14 protein-coding genes and 1 other RNA gene are annotated in these 15,953 nt (G+C 61.7%); 5 read left to right on the top strand and 10 right to left on the bottom strand.

Translation table 11 applies throughout. The annotated features are described in order from the left end of the window. The first annotated feature begins 1 nt into the window (after position 1). Positions 2-529 carry a GNAT family N-acetyltransferase gene (locus tag ACOWVD_RS20535; protein WP_049240107.1) on the top strand — a complete coding sequence of 176 codons (528 nt, stop codon included), beginning with the start codon at positions 2-4 and terminating at the stop codon, positions 527-529. Positions 530-539: 10 nt separating this feature from the next. On the opposite strand, the gene ACOWVD_RS20530 is transcribed toward ACOWVD_RS20535, so the two are convergent. The 8 genes from ACOWVD_RS20530 to ACOWVD_RS20495 form a co-directional block, all read right to left on the bottom strand. Continuing rightward, a complete protein-coding gene (locus ACOWVD_RS20530; protein WP_049240088.1) occupies positions 540-1,505 on the bottom strand; it encodes a quinone oxidoreductase family protein in 966 nt (321 codons plus the stop codon). A 108-nt stretch (positions 1,506-1,613) separates the two neighbouring features. Further along, entirely contained in the window at positions 1,614-4,493 is a 2,880-nt protein-coding gene (gene gcvP, locus ACOWVD_RS20525) for an aminomethyl-transferring glycine dehydrogenase (protein WP_421105757.1), read from the bottom strand. Between the two features lie 92 nt (positions 4,494-4,585). Continuing rightward, on the bottom strand, positions 4,586-4,972 hold the full coding sequence (gene gcvH, locus ACOWVD_RS20520; RefSeq protein ID WP_004931633.1) for a glycine cleavage system protein GcvH: 387 nt from the start codon (positions 4,970-4,972) through the stop codon (positions 4,586-4,588). A gap of 46 nt (positions 4,973-5,018) precedes the next feature. Continuing rightward, a complete protein-coding gene (gene gcvT, locus ACOWVD_RS20515; protein ID WP_004931631.1) occupies positions 5,019-6,116 on the bottom strand; it encodes a glycine cleavage system aminomethyltransferase GcvT in 1,098 nt (365 codons plus the stop codon). 506 nt (positions 6,117-6,622) lie between these two features. Further along, entirely contained in the window at positions 6,623-7,825 is a 1,203-nt protein-coding gene (ubiI, locus tag ACOWVD_RS20510; RefSeq protein WP_306377667.1) for an FAD-dependent 2-octaprenylphenol hydroxylase, read from the bottom strand. An 81-nt stretch (positions 7,826-7,906) separates the two neighbouring features. After that, positions 7,907-9,085: a 2-octaprenyl-6-methoxyphenyl hydroxylase gene (gene ubiH, locus ACOWVD_RS20505; RefSeq protein WP_421105756.1), complete on the bottom strand. Its 1,179-nt coding sequence runs from the start codon at positions 9,083-9,085 to the stop codon at positions 7,907-7,909. Between the two features lies 1 nt (position 9,086). Beyond that, positions 9,087-10,403, bottom strand: coding sequence for a Xaa-Pro aminopeptidase (pepP, locus tag ACOWVD_RS20500; RefSeq protein WP_421105755.1), 1,317 nt, complete (start codon positions 10,401-10,403; stop codon positions 9,087-9,089). 56 nt (positions 10,404-10,459) lie between these two features. Then, on the bottom strand, positions 10,460-11,038 hold the full coding sequence (locus tag ACOWVD_RS20495) for a YecA family protein (RefSeq protein ID WP_004931622.1): 579 nt from the start codon (positions 11,036-11,038) through the stop codon (positions 10,460-10,462). 319 nt (positions 11,039-11,357) lie between these two features. On the opposite strand from ACOWVD_RS20495, the gene zapA reads away from it, so the two are divergent. The 3 genes from zapA (at position 11,358) to ACOWVD_RS20480 (ending at position 12,571) form a co-directional block, all read left to right on the top strand. Further along, a complete protein-coding gene (zapA, locus tag ACOWVD_RS20490) occupies positions 11,358-11,687 on the top strand; it encodes a cell division protein ZapA (protein ID WP_004931621.1) in 330 nt (109 codons plus the stop codon). Between the two features lie 40 nt (positions 11,688-11,727). Beyond that, positions 11,728-11,910, top strand: a non-coding RNA gene (gene ssrS, locus ACOWVD_RS20485) — 6S RNA. 52 nt (positions 11,911-11,962) lie between these two features. Then, on the top strand, positions 11,963-12,571 hold the full coding sequence (locus ACOWVD_RS20480; protein WP_044030530.1) for a 5-formyltetrahydrofolate cyclo-ligase: 609 nt from the start codon (positions 11,963-11,965) through the stop codon (positions 12,569-12,571). Between the two features lie 48 nt (positions 12,572-12,619). On the opposite strand, the gene serA is transcribed toward ACOWVD_RS20480, so the two are convergent. Next, complete coding sequence (gene serA / locus ACOWVD_RS20475; RefSeq protein ID WP_004931617.1) at positions 12,620-13,858, bottom strand: phosphoglycerate dehydrogenase; 1,239 nt, start codon at positions 13,856-13,858, stop codon at positions 12,620-12,622. Between the two features lie 292 nt (positions 13,859-14,150). Further along, entirely contained in the window at positions 14,151-14,807 is a 657-nt protein-coding gene (gene rpiA / locus ACOWVD_RS20470) for a ribose-5-phosphate isomerase RpiA (protein ID WP_025304157.1), read from the bottom strand. Between the two features lie 204 nt (positions 14,808-15,011). On the opposite strand from rpiA, the gene ACOWVD_RS20465 reads away from it, so the two are divergent. Beyond that, entirely contained in the window at positions 15,012-15,905 is an 894-nt protein-coding gene (locus ACOWVD_RS20465) for a LysR family transcriptional regulator ArgP (RefSeq protein ID WP_004931613.1), read from the top strand. Positions 15,906-15,953: the final 48 nt, after the last annotated feature.

The raw sequence follows: 15,953 nt of genomic DNA, 5'->3' as shown, positions 1-15,953 counted from the left end.
GATCGCCCCTGTACTGCTGCAACGGCAGCAACTCGACCGGCTGTGGGATATCGACCGCAGCGAAATTATCGACACCCTGTATCGCCTGCAGGATGGCAAGCTGCACCCCTACCCGGACTACTACGATGTGCGCGGCTGGGATCCGCACGATCGGGAAACCTATACGCCGATCCACGAAGCGTGCTTCGATCGCGGCGGCGCGTTCTTCGCGCTGTTCGAAGGCGAGGAGATCGTGGCAGCGGCGGCGCTGGACACCGAACCGCGCGGCCCGCGGCAAGATCTGCGCCAGCTGCTGTTCTTTTACGTCAGCGCGCACCAACGCGGCCAGGGGTTAGGCAAGCAGCTGTTCCAGCTCTGTCTGCGGCAGGCGGCGCAAGAAGGCGCCGCCGGGCTGTACGTCTCCTCCATTCCCAACAAAAGCACCGTAGACTTCTATCTGGCGCAGGGTTGCCGGCTCATCGAACATCCGGATACCGAATTGTTCGCCCGTGAGCCGGAGGACATTCACCTGGTCTGCCTCTGCCGCTAGCGGCCAGGGCTTAGCGGGCGATGCGTATCACCGAACGCACGTCGCTTTTCTTGTTCAGATCCCACACCTCGTTGATATCCGCCAGCGCGTGCTCTTGCGTCTCGATAGTGAGCGCTCCGGTCGCCGCCAGCGCCAAAATCTCGGTCGCGTAGCGCTGCATCTCCGGGATCGGCGGGAAGTTGCCGGTGCCGCTGCCGAGGATCTGCAGCTGATTGCTGCGCAGCACCGCCGCCGGCAGCCGGATGTCCGGCGCGGCCATCGAGCCGACGTTGACCAAGCGAATGCCGCGCCCCCCGGCGTAAGACGAGAGATCGTGATTATTGAGCGTCGCCAGCAGCGCTTCGGTCGCCGGGCCCCAGATGTAATCGACAATCACCTGATAACCACCCGGCCCCGCCGCCGCCGCGAAGGCCTGCGCCAGCGCCTCGCCCTGCAGGCTCAGATCCACCGTGGCGTCCACACCCAACGCCTCCAGCACGCTCAGGCGCCGACCGGCGGCAACGATGCGCCCGGCCCCCGCCTGACGCGCCGCCGCGACCGCCAGCTTGCCCGAGGTGCCGGTGGCGCCAATGATCAGCACCGTTTCTCCGGGCTGCAGATCCGCCCGCCAGCGCAGCGGCAGCCAGGCGGCGAAGGCCGGATTGATCAGCGCCGCCGCCGTGGCGTCGTCCACCGCCTCCGGCACCGGCACCGTCCAGGACGCGACGCTACGCTCTGCCATCGCGCCGTAAGGGCGACGGAAAGAGGCGAAGTACACCCGTTGCCCGTCCGCCGTACGGCCTACGCCGTCGGTGCCAGGCACGATCGGCAATTGCTTCGGGCTGGAATAATGAGTGCCGGCGACGGTGGCGCGATCCAGCTGCTTGATGCCGGCCGCCAGAACGTCGATCGGCACTTCATTCGCCTGCGCCTGAGGCTCCTCAAAGGTGCCGAAAACCGGGGGTTGCCCCAGCGCTGTTACGATTGCCGCTTGCATGATGACTCCTCAAATCGTGGGAACGTACCGGAAAGAATAGGCCGCGATAAAATAAAAAGGGACACCGCATCATGCGGTGTCCCCCAAACACAAACTTTGCCGAACGTGTTATTCGTAATCGCTCATCGGCACGCAAGAGCAGAACAGGTTACGGTCGCCATACACGTCGTCCAGACGCTTAACGCTCGGCCAGTACTTGTTCTCGCGTACGCCGGCCACCGGGAACACCGCCAGCTCGCGGCTGTACGGGTGCTGCCAGTCGTTGACCAGCTCCGCCTGCACGTGCGGCGCATTCACCAGCGGGTTGTCTTCCAGCGGCCATTCGCCTTTGGCGACGCGGTCGATCTCGCTGCGGATCGCCAGCATCGCATCGATAAAGCGATCCAGCTCCACCTTGCTTTCCGACTCGGTCGGCTCGACCATCAGCGTGCCCGCTACCGGGAACGACATGGTCGGCGCGTGGAAGCCGAAGTCGATCAGGCGCTTGGCGATGTCCATTTCGCTGATGCCGGTCTCTTCCTTCAGCGGACGAATGTCGAGGATACATTCGTGCGCCACGCGGTGATCGCGGCCGGTATACAGAATCGGATACGCGTCTTTCAGACGGGTGGCGATGTAGTTGGCGTTCAGGATCGCCATCTGGCTGGCCTGCTTCAGGCCTTCCGCGCCCATCATGCGGATGTACATCCAACTGATAGGCAGGATGGAGGCGCTGCCGAACGGCGCCGCGGAGACCGCGCCCTGCTGGGTGGTTACGCCGTCGATCTGCACCACGCTGTGGCCCGGTACAAACGGCGCCAGGTGCGCTTTCACGCCGATAGGGCCCATGCCCGGGCCGCCGCCGCCGTGCGGGATGCAGAAGGTTTTATGCAGGTTGAGGTGCGAAACATCCGCGCCGATGTAGCCCGGCGTGGTGATGCCCACCTGGGCATTCATGTTGGCGCCGTCCAGATACACCTGACCGCCGAACTGGTGCACGATCTGGCACACTTCACGGATGGTTTCTTCATACACGCCGTGGGTCGACGGGTAGGTCACCATGATGCAAGAGAGTTCTTCGCCTGCCTGCTCCGCCTTGACGCGCAGATCGTGCAGATCGATGTTGCCGTTCTTGTCGCAGGCCACCACGACCACGCTCATGCCCGCCATCTGGGCGGAGGCCGGGTTGGTGCCGTGCGCCGAGCTCGGGATCAGGCAGACGTGACGGCCCGCTTCGTTGCGGCTTTCGTGGTAGCGGCGGATCGCCAGCAGGCCGGCGTATTCGCCCTGCGCGCCGGAGTTCGGCTGCATGCACACCGCATCATAGCCGGTCAGCTGCACCAGCCACTGGGACAGTTGGCCGATCATCTGCTGGTAACCGGCAGCCTGCTCCGGCGGGCAGAACGGGTGCAGTTCGGAGAATTCAGGCCAGGTGATCGGGATCATTTCCGCCGCGGCGTTCAATTTCATGGTACAGGAACCCAGCGGGATCATCGCCTGGTTCAGCGCCAGATCCTTACGCTCCAAGCGATGCATGTAACGCATCATCTCGGTTTCGCTGTGATAGCGGTTGAATACCGGGTGGGTCAGGATCGGATCCTGGCGCAGCATGGCGGCCGGGATCGATTGGCTGTTTTTGCTCACCGCCGCGTCCAGCGCGTCGATGTCCAGACCGTGATTGTCGCCCGCCAGCAGTGCGAACAGCGTTTGCACGTCTTCACGCGAGGTGGCTTCATCCAGCGTGATGCCCACGGCGCCGTGGATGTCGGTACGCAGGTTGATGCCGAAGCTCAGCGCACGTTCCAGCACGGCGGCCTTGTCTTTCACTTCAACGGTCAGGGTGTCGAACCAGGTGTTGTGGCGCAGCGTCAGGCCGGCCTTCTGCAGCCCGGCAGCCAGGATGTCGGTCAGGCGATGGATGCGCCCGGCGATGCGCTGCAGCCCTTGCGGGCCGTGATACACCGCATACAGGCTGGCGATGTTGGCCAGCAGCACCTGCGAAGTACAGATATTCGAGTTGGCCTTCTCGCGGCGGATATGCTGCTCGCGGGTCTGCATCGCCATGCGCAGCGCGGTGTTGCCGGCGGCATCGCGGGAAACGCCGATGATGCGGCCCGGCATCGAGCGCTTGAACTCGTCGCGGCAGGCGAAGAAGGTGGCGTGCGGGCCGCCGTAGCCCATCGGCACGCCGAAGCGTTGCGCGGAGCCGAACACCACGTCGGCGCCCTGCTTGCCCGGCGCGGTCAGCAGCACCAGGGCCATGATGTCGGCAGCCACGCTGGTGATGATTTTGCGCGATTTCAGTTCGGCCAGCAGCGCGCTGTAGTCGTGCAGTTCACCGGTGGTGCCCACCTGCTGCAGCAACACGCCGAACACGCCGTCCAGCTCCAGCACTTTTTCCGCTTTATCGACGATGACGTCGAAGCCGAAGGTTTCGGCGCGGGTGCGCACCACGTCCAGCGTCTGTGGATGCACGTCGTCAGCCACGAAGAAGCGGTTGGCGTCTTTCAGCTTGCTGGCGCGTTTGGCCAACGCCATCGCCTCAGCGGCGGCGGTGGCTTCATCCAGCAGCGATGCGGAGGCCAGATCCAGGCCGGTCAGATCGAGGGTCACAGTCTGGAAGTTCAGCAGCGCTTCCAGACGGCCCTGCGACACTTCCGGCTGATAGGGGGTGTAAGCGGTGTACCAGCCCGGATTTTCCAGCATGTTGCGCAGGATCACCGGCGGCGTCAGCACGGCGCTGTAGCCCATGCCGATGTAGGATTTGTAGCGCTGATTCTGCGAGGCGATCGCCTTCAGCTCAGCCAGCGCCTGGTGTTCGGTCGCCGCGTCGCCAACCGGCGGCGGCCCCGGCAGCTGAATGTCCGCCGGCACGATCTGTTGGATCAGCGCGCTGAGCGAGCGAGCGCCCACCGCTGCCAGCAACTCCTGGCGTTGTTCCGCAGAAGAGCCGATGTGGCGTTCGATGAACGCTTCGCTGTGTTCGAGTTGGCTGAGTGTCTGAGTCATTGCTACAAATTCCTGAATGCTTGCGTGATACGGGATATAGCTTGAACGGTAACTAAAACGCCCCGGCCGAAAGGCCTGGGGCGTGGGCACGATTACTCGTCGATCGAGGCCTGATAAGCCGCGGCGTCCAGCAGGTTCGCCAGCTCGCCTTCGTCGGAGGCTTTAATCTGGAACAGGAAGCCGTCACCGTAAGGTTCGCTGTTCACCAGCTCCGGGGAGCTTTCCAGCTCGGCGTTCACCGCCACGATTTCACCGCTGATTGGCGCGTAGATGTCCGACGCCGCCTTGACGGATTCCGCCACGGCGCAGTCTTCACCGGCGGCGACTGTGCGGCCCACTTCCGGCAGATCGACAAACACCATATCGCCCAGCAGTTCCTGCGCGTGTTCGGTGATGCCTACGGTGTAAACGCCGTTACCTTCTGCGCGAACCCACTCGTGAGAGGATGCGTATTTCAATTCTGTTGGCACATTGCTCATCGCCGGTTACTCCTTCGAAGAAATAAAAGAATCAATCAATAAAAAATCAATTTGTCAGCGGCTTGCCGGCGCGAACGAAACCGGGCTTGGTCACTTTGACCGGCATCTCGCGGTTGCGGATCTGCACGATGGCCTGCTCGCCGATGCCCGCCGGCACGCGCGCCAGCGCGATGCTGAAGCCCAGCGTCGGGGAGAACGAACCGCTGGTGATCACGCCTTCGTGGGTTTGCCCCGCCGCGTCGGTGAAACGCACCGGCAGCTCATTACGTAATACGCCTTTTTCCGTCATGATCAAGCCGACCAGTTGCTCGGTGCCCTGCTCGCGCTGTTGTTCCAGCGCTTCGCGGCCGATGAAACGGCGATCTTCCGGCTGCCAGGCGATGGTCCAGCCCATATTGGCGGCCAGCGGCGAAACGCCTTCATCCATCTCTTGCCCGTAGAGGTTCATGCCCGCTTCCAGGCGCAGGGTGTCGCGCGCGCCCAGACCGGCCGGCTTGACGCCCGCTGCCAGCAATTTTTGCCAGAAATCCGCCGCCTGCTCTTTCGGCAGCGCGATCTCATAGCCGGCCTCGCCGGTGTAACCGGTGGTGGCGATGAACAGCTCGCCGGCCTGCACGCCGAAGAATGGCTTCATGCCTTCGACCGCGCTTTTTTGTTCCGGGGTGAACAGGGTGCCGGCGCGCTCTTTGGCCTGCGGGCCCTGCACCGCGATCAGCGCCAGATCGTCGCGCACCGTCAGCGCGACGCCATACGGCGCGGCGTGCTCTTCGATCCAGGCCAGGTCTTTGTCGCGGGTGGCGGAATTCACCACCAGGCGGAAATAGTCTTCAGTGAGGAAATAAACGATCAGGTCGTCGATCACGCCGCCGGAAGCATTCAGCATGCCGGTGTACAGCGCCTTGCCGGGTTGGGTCAGTTTGGCGACGTCGTTCGCCAGCAGGTAGCGCAGGAACTCGCGGGTGCGAGCGCCGTGCAGATCCACGATGGTCATGTGAGACACGTCGAACATGCCGGCATCCTGACGCACCGCGTGGTGCTCATCGAGCTGCGAGCCGTAGTGCAGCGGCATCATCCAGCCGTGAAAGTCTACCATGCGCGCACCGCACGCCACGTGCTGGTCGTACAGTGGGGTTTGCTTTGCCATCTTTTCCCTCTTTCCACTCGTCGCTAGAAGTTAGGGTGCTGCCACGCAATGCGGCGGAGCCTGGCTCGCGGCCCGATCGCCATGGCGCACTGACTGCTCAACACAAATGCTGCGCCGGGACGGGCGAAAACTGCGTGCAACCGCCGTGACGCAAACGATACCTTTCCCCCGAACTTATCACCGAACGACCACATTAACCATAAGTTAAAATAGGCTCATTGCTGTTCCGGGGCGGTAAAATGCCGGGCTAGTTTGCAGAGTTTTTCACTGGAAAAATGCGCCTTAAGGCACAAAATTAACAATTAAAGCGGCAAAATGCCGAACTTATATAACAAACCTATGGCCGCACATGGGATCCGGACTTTTGATAACCGAACATGGAATTAGAAAAAGTAATGATAAAAAGCGGCTGAAATTAGATTATTTCAAATGAAGGGTTATATAAGGAAACGCGATGGCATAAGGCGAGAAGCGCGAGCCCGCTGCGGGCTCGCAGAAGGCAGGTGTCAGGCAAGCCACTCGGGCAGATCGTTCAGGCCCATCGCCTGACGCACCAGCTTAGGCTTGACGCCAGGCAGGCTGTCCGCCAGCCGCAGCCCCACGTCGCGCAGCAGCTTTTTGGCCGGGTGGTTGCCGTCGAACAGTTCGCGGAACCCCTGCATGCTGGCCAACATCACCGCCGCGCCGTGTTTGCGGCGGCGCTCATAGCGGCGCAGATAGAGGTGCTGGCCAATATCCTTGCCCTGCCGCTGCAGGCGGCGCAGTTCGGAAATCAGCTCGGCGGCGTCCATAAAGCCCAGATTCACGCCCTGTCCGGCCAGCGGATGCACGGTATGCGCCGCATCGCCCACCAGCGCCAGGCGGTGCGCCGCGAAGCTGCGCGCATAGCGGCCGGTCAGCGGGAACGCCAGCCGTTCGCTTTCCAGGCTGCAGGCGCCCAGACGCATATCGAAGGCCATCGCCAGTTCGCGGTTGAATTGTTCCGGCTCCTGCTGCTTGAGACGCTCAGCGTCTTCCGGCGCGACCGACCAGACGATGGAGCTCAAATGCGGATCGCTGAACGGCAGGAACGCCAGAATGCCGTCGCCGTGGAAAATTTGCCGCGCCGTGGCCTGATGCGGCTCTTCGGTGCGGATGGTGGCCACCAACGCGTGGTGGCGATAGTCCCAGAAGGTCAGCGGGATATCGGCATGCTGGCGCAGCCACGACTGGGCGCCGTCGGCGCCAATCACCAACCGGGCGGTCAGCATACGGCCGTCCTCCAGCGTGATGAAGGCGTCATTCTCGCCCCACGCCACCTGCTTGAGCGCGGCCGGGGTAATCAGCGTGATGTCCGACAGGCTTTCGGCGCGCTTCCACAGCGCCTTCTGGATCACCGAATTTTCGATGATGTGGCCGAGATGGCTGAAACCGCACTCGTCGCCGCGGAAGGCGATTTTGCCGAAGCTGTCGCGATCCCACACTTCCATCGCGTTGTAGGCGCTGGCGCGCTGCTGGAGGATGTCGTCCCACACGCCGATATGCTGCAGCAAACGCTCGCTGGCGGCATTGATGGCGGAAACGCGCAGCGCAGGCTGCTCCGACGGCGGCGCCATATCCGGCTGGCGCTGCTCCAACACCGCCACGCGCAGCCCGCTGCCCTGCAGGCCGCAGGCCAACGCCAGCCCCACCATACCGCCACCGGCGATAATCACGTCAAATGATTGCATGCTGCTCGATTTCCTTAAATAACGCGCGACGCCTTGCCACGCCGCGTTTTTGGGCGCGCCACAGGGCGCCCGATTCTGTGTCTAACGTTCCACCCAGCCCAATGTGCGCTTGGCGAAGGCGTCGCGCACCGCCGGCAAACGCGCCATCGCCATCAGCCCCAGATTGCGGCCGACCACCAGCGGGGCATAACGGTTGGCGAACAGGCGAATCAATCCGTCGGTCACGCCGATCGTCGCCTGCTGATCGTTTTGCCGCCGCTGCTGATAGCGGCTCAGCAGCGCATAACCGCCGGCGTCTTCGCCGCTGTTCATCGCTTCCGCCAGCGTTTCCGCCAGCGACATCACATCGCGCAGACCAAGGTTGAACCCCTGCCCGGCGATCGGATGCAGCGTCTGCGCCGCGTTGCCCACCAGCGCCAGCCGGTGGCTGACATGACGATCGGCGGTTAGCAGGCTAAGTGGATAACTGTGCCGCTTACCGGCCTTGAGGAAGCGCCCCAGCCGCCAGCCGAAGGCCTGTTGCAGCTCGGCGATAAAACGCGCGTCGTCCCAGGCATCCACCCGGGCGCGATCTTCGCGCGCATGGCACCACACCAGCGAACTGCGCCCCTGCGACATCGGCAACAGCGCCAGCGGCCCATAACGGGTAAAGCGTTCAAAGGCGCGCCCCTGCGGATCTTCCGCCGTGGTGACGTTGGCGATGGTGGCGAACTGCGGATAGTCCTCCTGCCGCCACTGCACGTTGCAGGCCTGCGCCAGCGCCGAACGCGAGCCGTCGGCCGCCACCAGCAGCTGCCCGCGCAGACGCTGGCCGTTGTCCAGCAGCACTTCCGCCCGCTCCGCGGTGCGAATCACGTCCACCACCCGCGCGGGGCAGTGCAGCGTGACGCCCGGCGCCTTCGCCAGCAGCGCGAACAGCCGCTGCCCGGCGTCGTGCAGTTCGATCACCTGGCCGAGCGCATCGACCTGATAATCCTGCGCCTGCAGATTAACGAAACCGGCGTGACCGCGATCGCTGACGTGCACCTGAGTGATCGGCGTGGCGCAGTCGCGCAGCGCCGGCCAAACGCCGATGCGCGCCAGCTGTTGGCAGGTGCCCTGCGCCAAAGCGATGGCGCGGGCGTCAAAGCCAGGATGGCTGCGGTCGTCCGGCCGGGTCGCCTCGACCAAATCCACCGCCATTCTTCCCTGAGTAAGCGACGAGATAGCCAGCGCCAGCGTCGCGCCCGCCATACCGCCACCAACGATAATGACGCTCATGCTATGACCTTGCCGCCGCCATCAAGGCCTCGATGGCATCGGCGTCTTTCACCACGGTGGCGGTCAGGTTTTCATTGCCGTCGGCGGTGATCACGATGTCGTCCTCGATGCGGATGCCGATGCCGCGGTACTCCGCCGGCACGTCCGCATCCGGCGCGATATACAGCCCCGGTTCCACGGTCAGCACCATGCCCGGCTCCAGCAGCCGATCGCGGCTCGGCGTGCCGTAGTGGCCAACGTCGTGCACGTCGAGACCCAGCCAGTGGCTCAGCCCGTGCATAAAGAACTGACGGTGGGCCTGCTCGGCGATCAACTGGTCGACTTCACCTTTCAATACGCCCAGCTCCACCAGCCCGACCACCATGATGCGCACCACTTCGTCATTGACTTCGCGAATGCTGGTGCCGGGTTTGAACAGTTCCAAAGCGCGCTGCAGCGACGCCAGCACAATGTCGTACACCGCGCGCTGCGGCCGGCTGAACTTGCCGTTGACCGGGAAGGTGCGGGTGATGTCGCCGGCGTACCCCTGGTACTCGCAACCGGCGTCGATCAACACCAGATCGCCGTCGCGCATCTGGCTCTCGTTCTCGGTGTAGTGCAGGATACAGCCGTTTTCGCCGCTGCCGACGATGGTGTTGTAAGACGGGTAACGGGCGCCGAGGCGGGTGAACTCATGATGAATTTCCGCTTCCAGCTGGTATTCGAACATGCCCGGGCGGCATTTTTCCATCGCGCGAGTATGCGCCAACGCGCTGATCTCGCCGGCGCGGCGCATCACCGCCAGCTCTTCCGGCGATTTGAACAGGCGCATATCGTGCAGCCACGGCCGCCAGTCGGTCACGGTGGCAGGCGCCTGCAGGTTCTGGCGGAACCCCTTGCGCAGCTTGTCCAACGCGCCGAACAGGATCTGATCGGCATAGGCGTATTCGCCCTCCGCGTGGTAGACCACATCCAGGCCGTTGAGCAGCAGGTGCAGTTGGTCATTGATTTCATCGAACGGCAGCGCGCGATCCACACCCAGCTTTGCCGGTGCGGCGTCTTGCCCCAGGCGGCGGCCAAACCAGATTTCCGCCGTCAAATCGCGCACCCGGTTGAACAACACGCTGTGGTTGTGCGTTTCGTCGCTTTTAATCAGCACCAGCACCGCTTCCGGCTCATTGAAGCCGGTCAGGTACCAAAAATCACTGTTCTGCCGGTAGGGATAGTCTGAATCTGCACTGCGCGTCGTTTCCGGCGCAGAGAAAATAACCGCCGCGCTGGCCGGCGCCATTTTCGCCAACAGCGCCTGGCGGCGGTTGTTGAATTCCTGCTGAGTCATTACCTTCTCCTGAAATCATTGCCATCCGCACCGCCGGCGGAGGGGCGATAGAACGTTTAGTGCAGCGTCGGTTTGATATTTTCCGGCGCCGTCGGTTTGTGACGGGTGAATTCGCCGTGGCACATGATGGCGGCGACCCGCACATACTCCGCCACTTCTTCCAACGACTGTTCCAATTCTTCCTGATCTTCGTCTTCGTCGTAGCCCAGTTGCGCGATGTTGCGCAGATCGTCGATCGCTTCACCGACTTCGTCTTTCACCTGAGCCAGCTTCGGCTGCATCATGCCCAGACCGAGCAGGAAGTGGTTGACCCAACCGGCCAGCGCGTCGGCGCGATCGAACACGCTGACGATCTCCCCTTCAGGCAGCATCAGTTGGAACAGGAATTCGTCATCTTCCAGCGTGTCACGCGTCGCTTCATACAGCTGCTGCAACGGTTGGCTGAGCGCCTGTGGGAAGGCGACGCCTTCGTTGGTCAGATCGTGCACCAGCGCCTGCCAGCCGGCGTCACGGCTGCCGCCACACAGCAGGCCGCTGATCAGGCCGTGCATTTCTGCCGCGGTCAACGCCACCGACTGCTGGTTGAGGGCCACGGTTAAAGATTGGTAACTTGGAAATGTATTCTGTATAGACATGCGCATTCGTCATCGTTGGCAGGATAAGTTCGTGTTATGCTACCACCAAGGTCCGTCGCTATACCAGATAAGCGCGACACCTCAGTGGCTAGTTATAATCGCGATGTGGCAGGTTTCACACTGCGCCGGCGGGTGACGGAAGTGCGGTAAATACGCATTTTGAAACCCTTTTTTGACTGGCAATGTGCGCCACAGTAGATTACAACCAGGTACTGAAAAAGGGGTTGTATCTTGGTACCGAGGTATATATAGTGGCGCCCGCTTTGACGGCCCGGCCAGGGCGGACAAGGCTGGCGCGAAATTTAGGCAGGAAGGTGGCATGTCTGCACAACCGGTAGATATTCAAATTTTTGGCCGCTCGTTAAGAGTCAATTGCCCGCCAGAACAACAAGATGCGTTGAATATGGCGGCGGACGATCTTAACCAACGGTTGCAAGATCTTAAAGTTCGCACTAGAGTCTCCAATACTGAGCAACTGGTTTTCATCGCGGCATTGAACGTCTGTCACGAACTTGCTCAAGAACGGTTGAAAACCCGTGACTACGCGTCCAATATGGAACAACGCATACGGATGCTGCAGCAGACCATTGAACAAGCGCTGCTTGAACAAGGTCGCATCTCTGAACGTCAGGATGCACAATTCGAATAACTTAAGTTGTTGAAATCAAAGTTTCGGCAACGAGTACAAAATTTCTCTGAGATGTTCGCCAGCGGGCCAGTCCCCTGAGCCGATATTTAGTACAAACAGAATGTGTTGCTCCGCGATCGGTGAGCACGCTCGGTGCGCCGAGAAGCCTTAAGATTGCGACGGCACGTTCACCTTGAACCATGGGTTCAAGGGTTACAGCCTGCGACGGCATCTCGGAGATTCCCCTTCTCAGCGGTTTATGTGTGCTGAACACCACACAGAGCAAGCCTGATACGATGCCTTTTCAACCCCAATTCGCGCAGCAGCGCCAAACCATTCGTCAACTCATTCGCCAACGTCGGCGCGAGCTTACGCCGGGCCAGCAACGCTTTGCCGCAGAAAAGATAGCCGAACGCCTCGTCACGCATGAACGCATTCAGGCGGCGCACAGCATCGCGGTGTTTTTGTCGTTTGACGGCGAACTCGATACCGGACCGCTGATCGAGCGGCTGTGGACGCTCGGCAAACGGGTTTACCTGCCGGTGCTGCATCCGTTCAGCCCGGGCCACCTGCTGTTCCTGCGCTATGCGCCGGAAACGCCGCTGGTGCGCAATCGCTTCAATATTCTCGAACCGCGCCTCGATGTGCGCAAGGTGTTGCCGCAGGGTGAACTGGAGGTGGTGCTGACACCGCTGGTGGCGTTCGATCATACCGGGCAGCGTCTGGGCATGGGCGGCGGCTTTTACGATCGCACCCTGCAAAACTGGCGCAGCGGCGGCCCCTATCCCATCGGCCTGGCCCATGATTGCCAGCAGGTGGAGCATCTGCCGACCGAACACTGGGATATCCCGCTGCCGGAAATCCTCACCCCGCTCTGCAGCTGGGCGTGGCACGAGCCAAAATAGCAAAAGGCCGGATCGCTCCGGCCTTTTTCGTTGCGGCATGCCGCCGAATCAGAACAGCAGGCGGGCGCGGATGGTGCCGTCGATGGCTTTCATACGCTGCAGCGCGGCGTCGGCGCGCGCGGTTTCCGCTTCGATGTCGATCACCACATAGCCGATTTCCGGCCCGGTTTGCAGATACTGTGCGGCGATGTTAACTCCCTCTTCGGCAAAGATCTGGTTAATCTGCGTCAGCACGCCCGGACGGTTTTCGTGGATGTGCAGCAGGCGGCTGGCGTTCGGGCCATGCGCCGGCAGCGACACTTCCGGGAAGTTGACGGCGGACAGAGTCGATCCGTTGTCGGAGTATTTCGCCAGCTTGCCGGCCACTTCGTCGCCGATGTTCTCTTGCGCTTCCTGAGTGGAACCGCCGATGTGCGGCGTCAGCAGCACGTTGTCGAACTCACACAGCGGCGAGTTGAACGGATCGCTGTTGGTCGCCGGCTCTTCCGGGAAGACGTCGATCGCCGCGCCCGCCAGGTGATTGCTGGCCAGCGCGTCGCACAGCGCGGGAATATCCACCACGGTGCCGCGCGAGGCGTTGATCAGAATGGCGCCCGGTTTCATCAGCGCCAGTTCTTCCGCCCCCATCATATTTTTGGTCGATGGCGTTTCCGGCACGTGCAGCGTCACCACGTCGCTCATATTGAGCAGATCGGACAGATGGCGCACCTGCTGCGCATTGCCCAGCGGCAGCTTGTTCTCGATGTCGTAGAAGAACACCTTCATGCCCAGCCCTTCGGCCAGAATGCCCAGTTGGGTGCCGATATGGCCGTAGCCGATGATGCCCAGCTTTTTGCCGCGCGCCTCATAGGAGCCCACGGCCAGTTTGTGCCACACGCCGCGGTGCGCCTTGGCGTTGGCGGCCGGAATGCCGCGCAGCATCAACAGCAGCTCGCCCAGCACCATTTCGGCCACGGATCGGGTATTGGAGAAGGGGGCGTTGAAGACCGGAATACCGCGTTTGGTCGCCGCTTTCAGATCAACCTGGTTGGTGCCGATGCAGAAGCAGCCCACCGCCACCAGTTTTTCTGCGGCGGCGAACACCTCTTCAGTCAGATGCGTACGCGATCGGATGCCGACGAAGTGTGCATCGCGGATGGATGCCTTCAACGATTCGGTGTCTAACGCACCCTTGTGGTATTCGATGTTGGTATAACCGGCGGCACGCAAATTATCGACCGTGCTCTGATGAACCCCTTCCACCAACAGGAATTTAATCCTGTCTTTCTCCAATGATACTTTTGCCATTTACCCGACCCTATGTTCAGACTTCAGAAGCGGCTGTGACGACACAGCTCCCATCCAACATAACAAAAATAACGCGGGCGGCAATACAAACGATTGCCTGCCCGGCAGGACAAGGCGCAGCGTTGATGGCGGTTTACGGCAGAAAATGCCATAGGGAAAGTTTTCGGCAGAAGCTTTGGGGAGTCAGTTTTCACAATGTGACATAAGTCACCAAATTTGCCGTTTTTCAGAAAAGATATTTTAACCGAAGAATTATGCGGCCCGGCACCGCCGGGCCACAAACGGCAGAAGCTTATTTGACCACTTTCACGCCTTCCGGGGTGCCGACCAGCGCCACGTCCGCGCCACGGTTGGCGAACAGCCCCACGGTCACCACGCCGGCGATGCCGTTGATCTTGTTCTCCAAAGCGATGGCGTCGGTGATGCTCAGGTTATGCACATCGAGGATCACGTTGCCGTTGTCGGTCACCACGTTCTGGCGATACTCCGGCAGGCCGCCGAGTTTCACCAGCTCGCGCGCCACATAGGAGCGGGCCATCGGGATCACTTCCACCGGCAGCGGGAACTTGCCCAGCACATCCACCTGCTTGCTGGCGTCGACGATGCAGATGAATTTCTTGGCGATGGCGGCGATGATCTTCTCGCGCGTCAGCGCCGCGCCGCCGCCTTTGATCATCTGCATGTGGCCGTTGATTTCGTCCGCGCCGTCCACGTAGATATCGAGCGAGTCCACTTCGTTGCTGTCGAACACATGGATGCCGAGGCTTTTCAGCTTGGCGGTGGAGGCGTCGGAGCTGGACACCGCGCCTTCAATCTGGTGCTTGATGGAGCCCAGCGCGTCAATAAAGTGGGCAGCGGTAGAGCCGGTGCCGACCCCGACGATGGTGCCCGGCGTCACGTATTCCAGCGCCGCCCAGCCTACCGCTTTTTTCAGTTCGTCCTGCGTCATAATATGTCCCTTGCCTCTGTACGAAAACGTGTGCGTATTATAGGGTAAAACGCTGTTTTTCACGCCGGCAGGATCACACTTATTTACCGCAGCCCGCATTTTTACCCGCTTGGCGGCGAGTTGGTGGCGTGATTTTTCCACCTGCGCCGCGCGCAAAATGTGGCATAGTGCCGGTATCATTCTAATTTAAGGGATATCTTTCCGATGAAACGCCCAGACTATCGTACGCTGCAAGCGCTGGACGCGGTGATCCGTGAGCGCGGCTTCGAGCGCGCCGCGCAAAAACTCTGCATCACGCAATCGGCGGTATCCCAACGCATCAAACAGCTGGAAAACCTGTTCGGCCAACCGCTGCTGGTCCGCACCGTGCCGCCGCGCCCGACCGAACAGGGGCAAAAGCTGCTGGCGTTGCTGCATCAGGTGGAGCTGCTGGAAGAAGAGTGGCTGGGCAACGACACCGGCGTCGATACGCCGCTGCTGCTGTCGCTGGCGGTCAACGCCGACAGTCTGGCGACCTGGCTGCTGCCGGCGCTGAAACCGGTGCTGGCGGACTCCCCCATTCGCCTGAATCTGCAGGTGGAAGATGAAACCCGCACCCAGGAGCGGCTGCGCCGCGGTGAAGTGGTGGGCGCGGTGAGTATTCAGCCGCAGCCGCTGCCGAGCTGCCTGGTGGATCGGCTGGGGGCGCTGGACTACCTGTTTGTGGCCTCCAGCGGCTTCGCCGAGCGCTATTTCCCGAACGGCGTCACCCGTTCCGCACTGCTGAAAGCGCCGGCGGTGGCCTTCGACCATCTCGACGACATGCACCAGGCATTCCTGCAGCAGAACTTCGATCTGTCGCCGGGCAGCGTGCCCTGCCACATCGTGAACTCATCGGAAGCCTTCGTGCAGCTGGCGCGTCAGGGCACCACCTGCTGTATGATCCCGCATCTGCAGATCGAAAAGGAGCTGGCATCCGGTGAACTGATCGATCTGACGCCGGGGCTGTACCAGCGCCGCATGCTGTACTGGCACCGCTTCGCGCCGGAGAGCCGCATGATGCGTAAAGTGACCGACGCGTTGCTGGAGCACGGTCACCAGGTGCTGCGCCAGGATTAAAACGAAAAAAGGTTCGCCCGCGGCGAACCTTTTCTTCAATACCACACC

This window comes from Serratia sp. SA088 (genome assembly GCF_049065515.1).
Classification (GTDB): Bacteria; Pseudomonadota; Gammaproteobacteria; order Enterobacterales; family Enterobacteriaceae; genus Serratia; species Serratia nematodiphila.
This window is presented reverse-complemented; position numbering and strand designations above follow the sequence as displayed.

Coding starts and splice junctions, on each gene's coding strand:
- ACOWVD_RS20530 (WP_049240088.1), bottom strand. CDS start 1,505: ATGCAAGCGGCAATCGTAACAGCGCTGGGGCAACCCCCGGTTTTCGGC.
- gcvP (WP_421105757.1), bottom strand. CDS start 4,493: ATGACTCAGACACTCAGCCAACTCGAACACAGCGAAGCGTTCATCGAA.
- gcvH (WP_004931633.1), bottom strand. CDS start 4,972: ATGAGCAATGTGCCAACAGAATTGAAATACGCATCCTCTCACGAGTGG.
- gcvT (WP_004931631.1), bottom strand. CDS start 6,116: ATGGCAAAGCAAACCCCACTGTACGACCAGCACGTGGCGTGCGGTGCG.
- ubiI (WP_306377667.1), bottom strand. CDS start 7,825: ATGCAATCATTTGACGTGATTATCGCCGGTGGCGGTATGGTGGGGCTG.
- ubiH (WP_421105756.1), bottom strand. CDS start 9,085: ATGAGCGTCATTATCGTTGGTGGCGGTATGGCGGGCGCGACGCTGGCG.
- pepP (WP_421105755.1), bottom strand. CDS start 10,403: ATGACTCAGCAGGAATTCAACAACCGCCGCCAGGCGCTGTTGGCGAAA.
- ACOWVD_RS20495 (WP_004931622.1), bottom strand. CDS start 11,038: ATGTCTATACAGAATACATTTCCAAGTTACCAATCTTTAACCGTGGCC.
- zapA (WP_004931621.1), top strand. CDS start 11,358: ATGTCTGCACAACCGGTAGATATTCAAATTTTTGGCCGCTCGTTAAGA.
- ACOWVD_RS20480 (WP_044030530.1), top strand. CDS start 11,963: ATGCCTTTTCAACCCCAATTCGCGCAGCAGCGCCAAACCATTCGTCAA.
- serA (WP_004931617.1), bottom strand. CDS start 13,858: ATGGCAAAAGTATCATTGGAGAAAGACAGGATTAAATTCCTGTTGGTG.
- rpiA (WP_025304157.1), bottom strand. CDS start 14,807: ATGACGCAGGACGAACTGAAAAAAGCGGTAGGCTGGGCGGCGCTGGAA.
- ACOWVD_RS20465 (WP_004931613.1), top strand. CDS start 15,012: ATGAAACGCCCAGACTATCGTACGCTGCAAGCGCTGGACGCGGTGATC.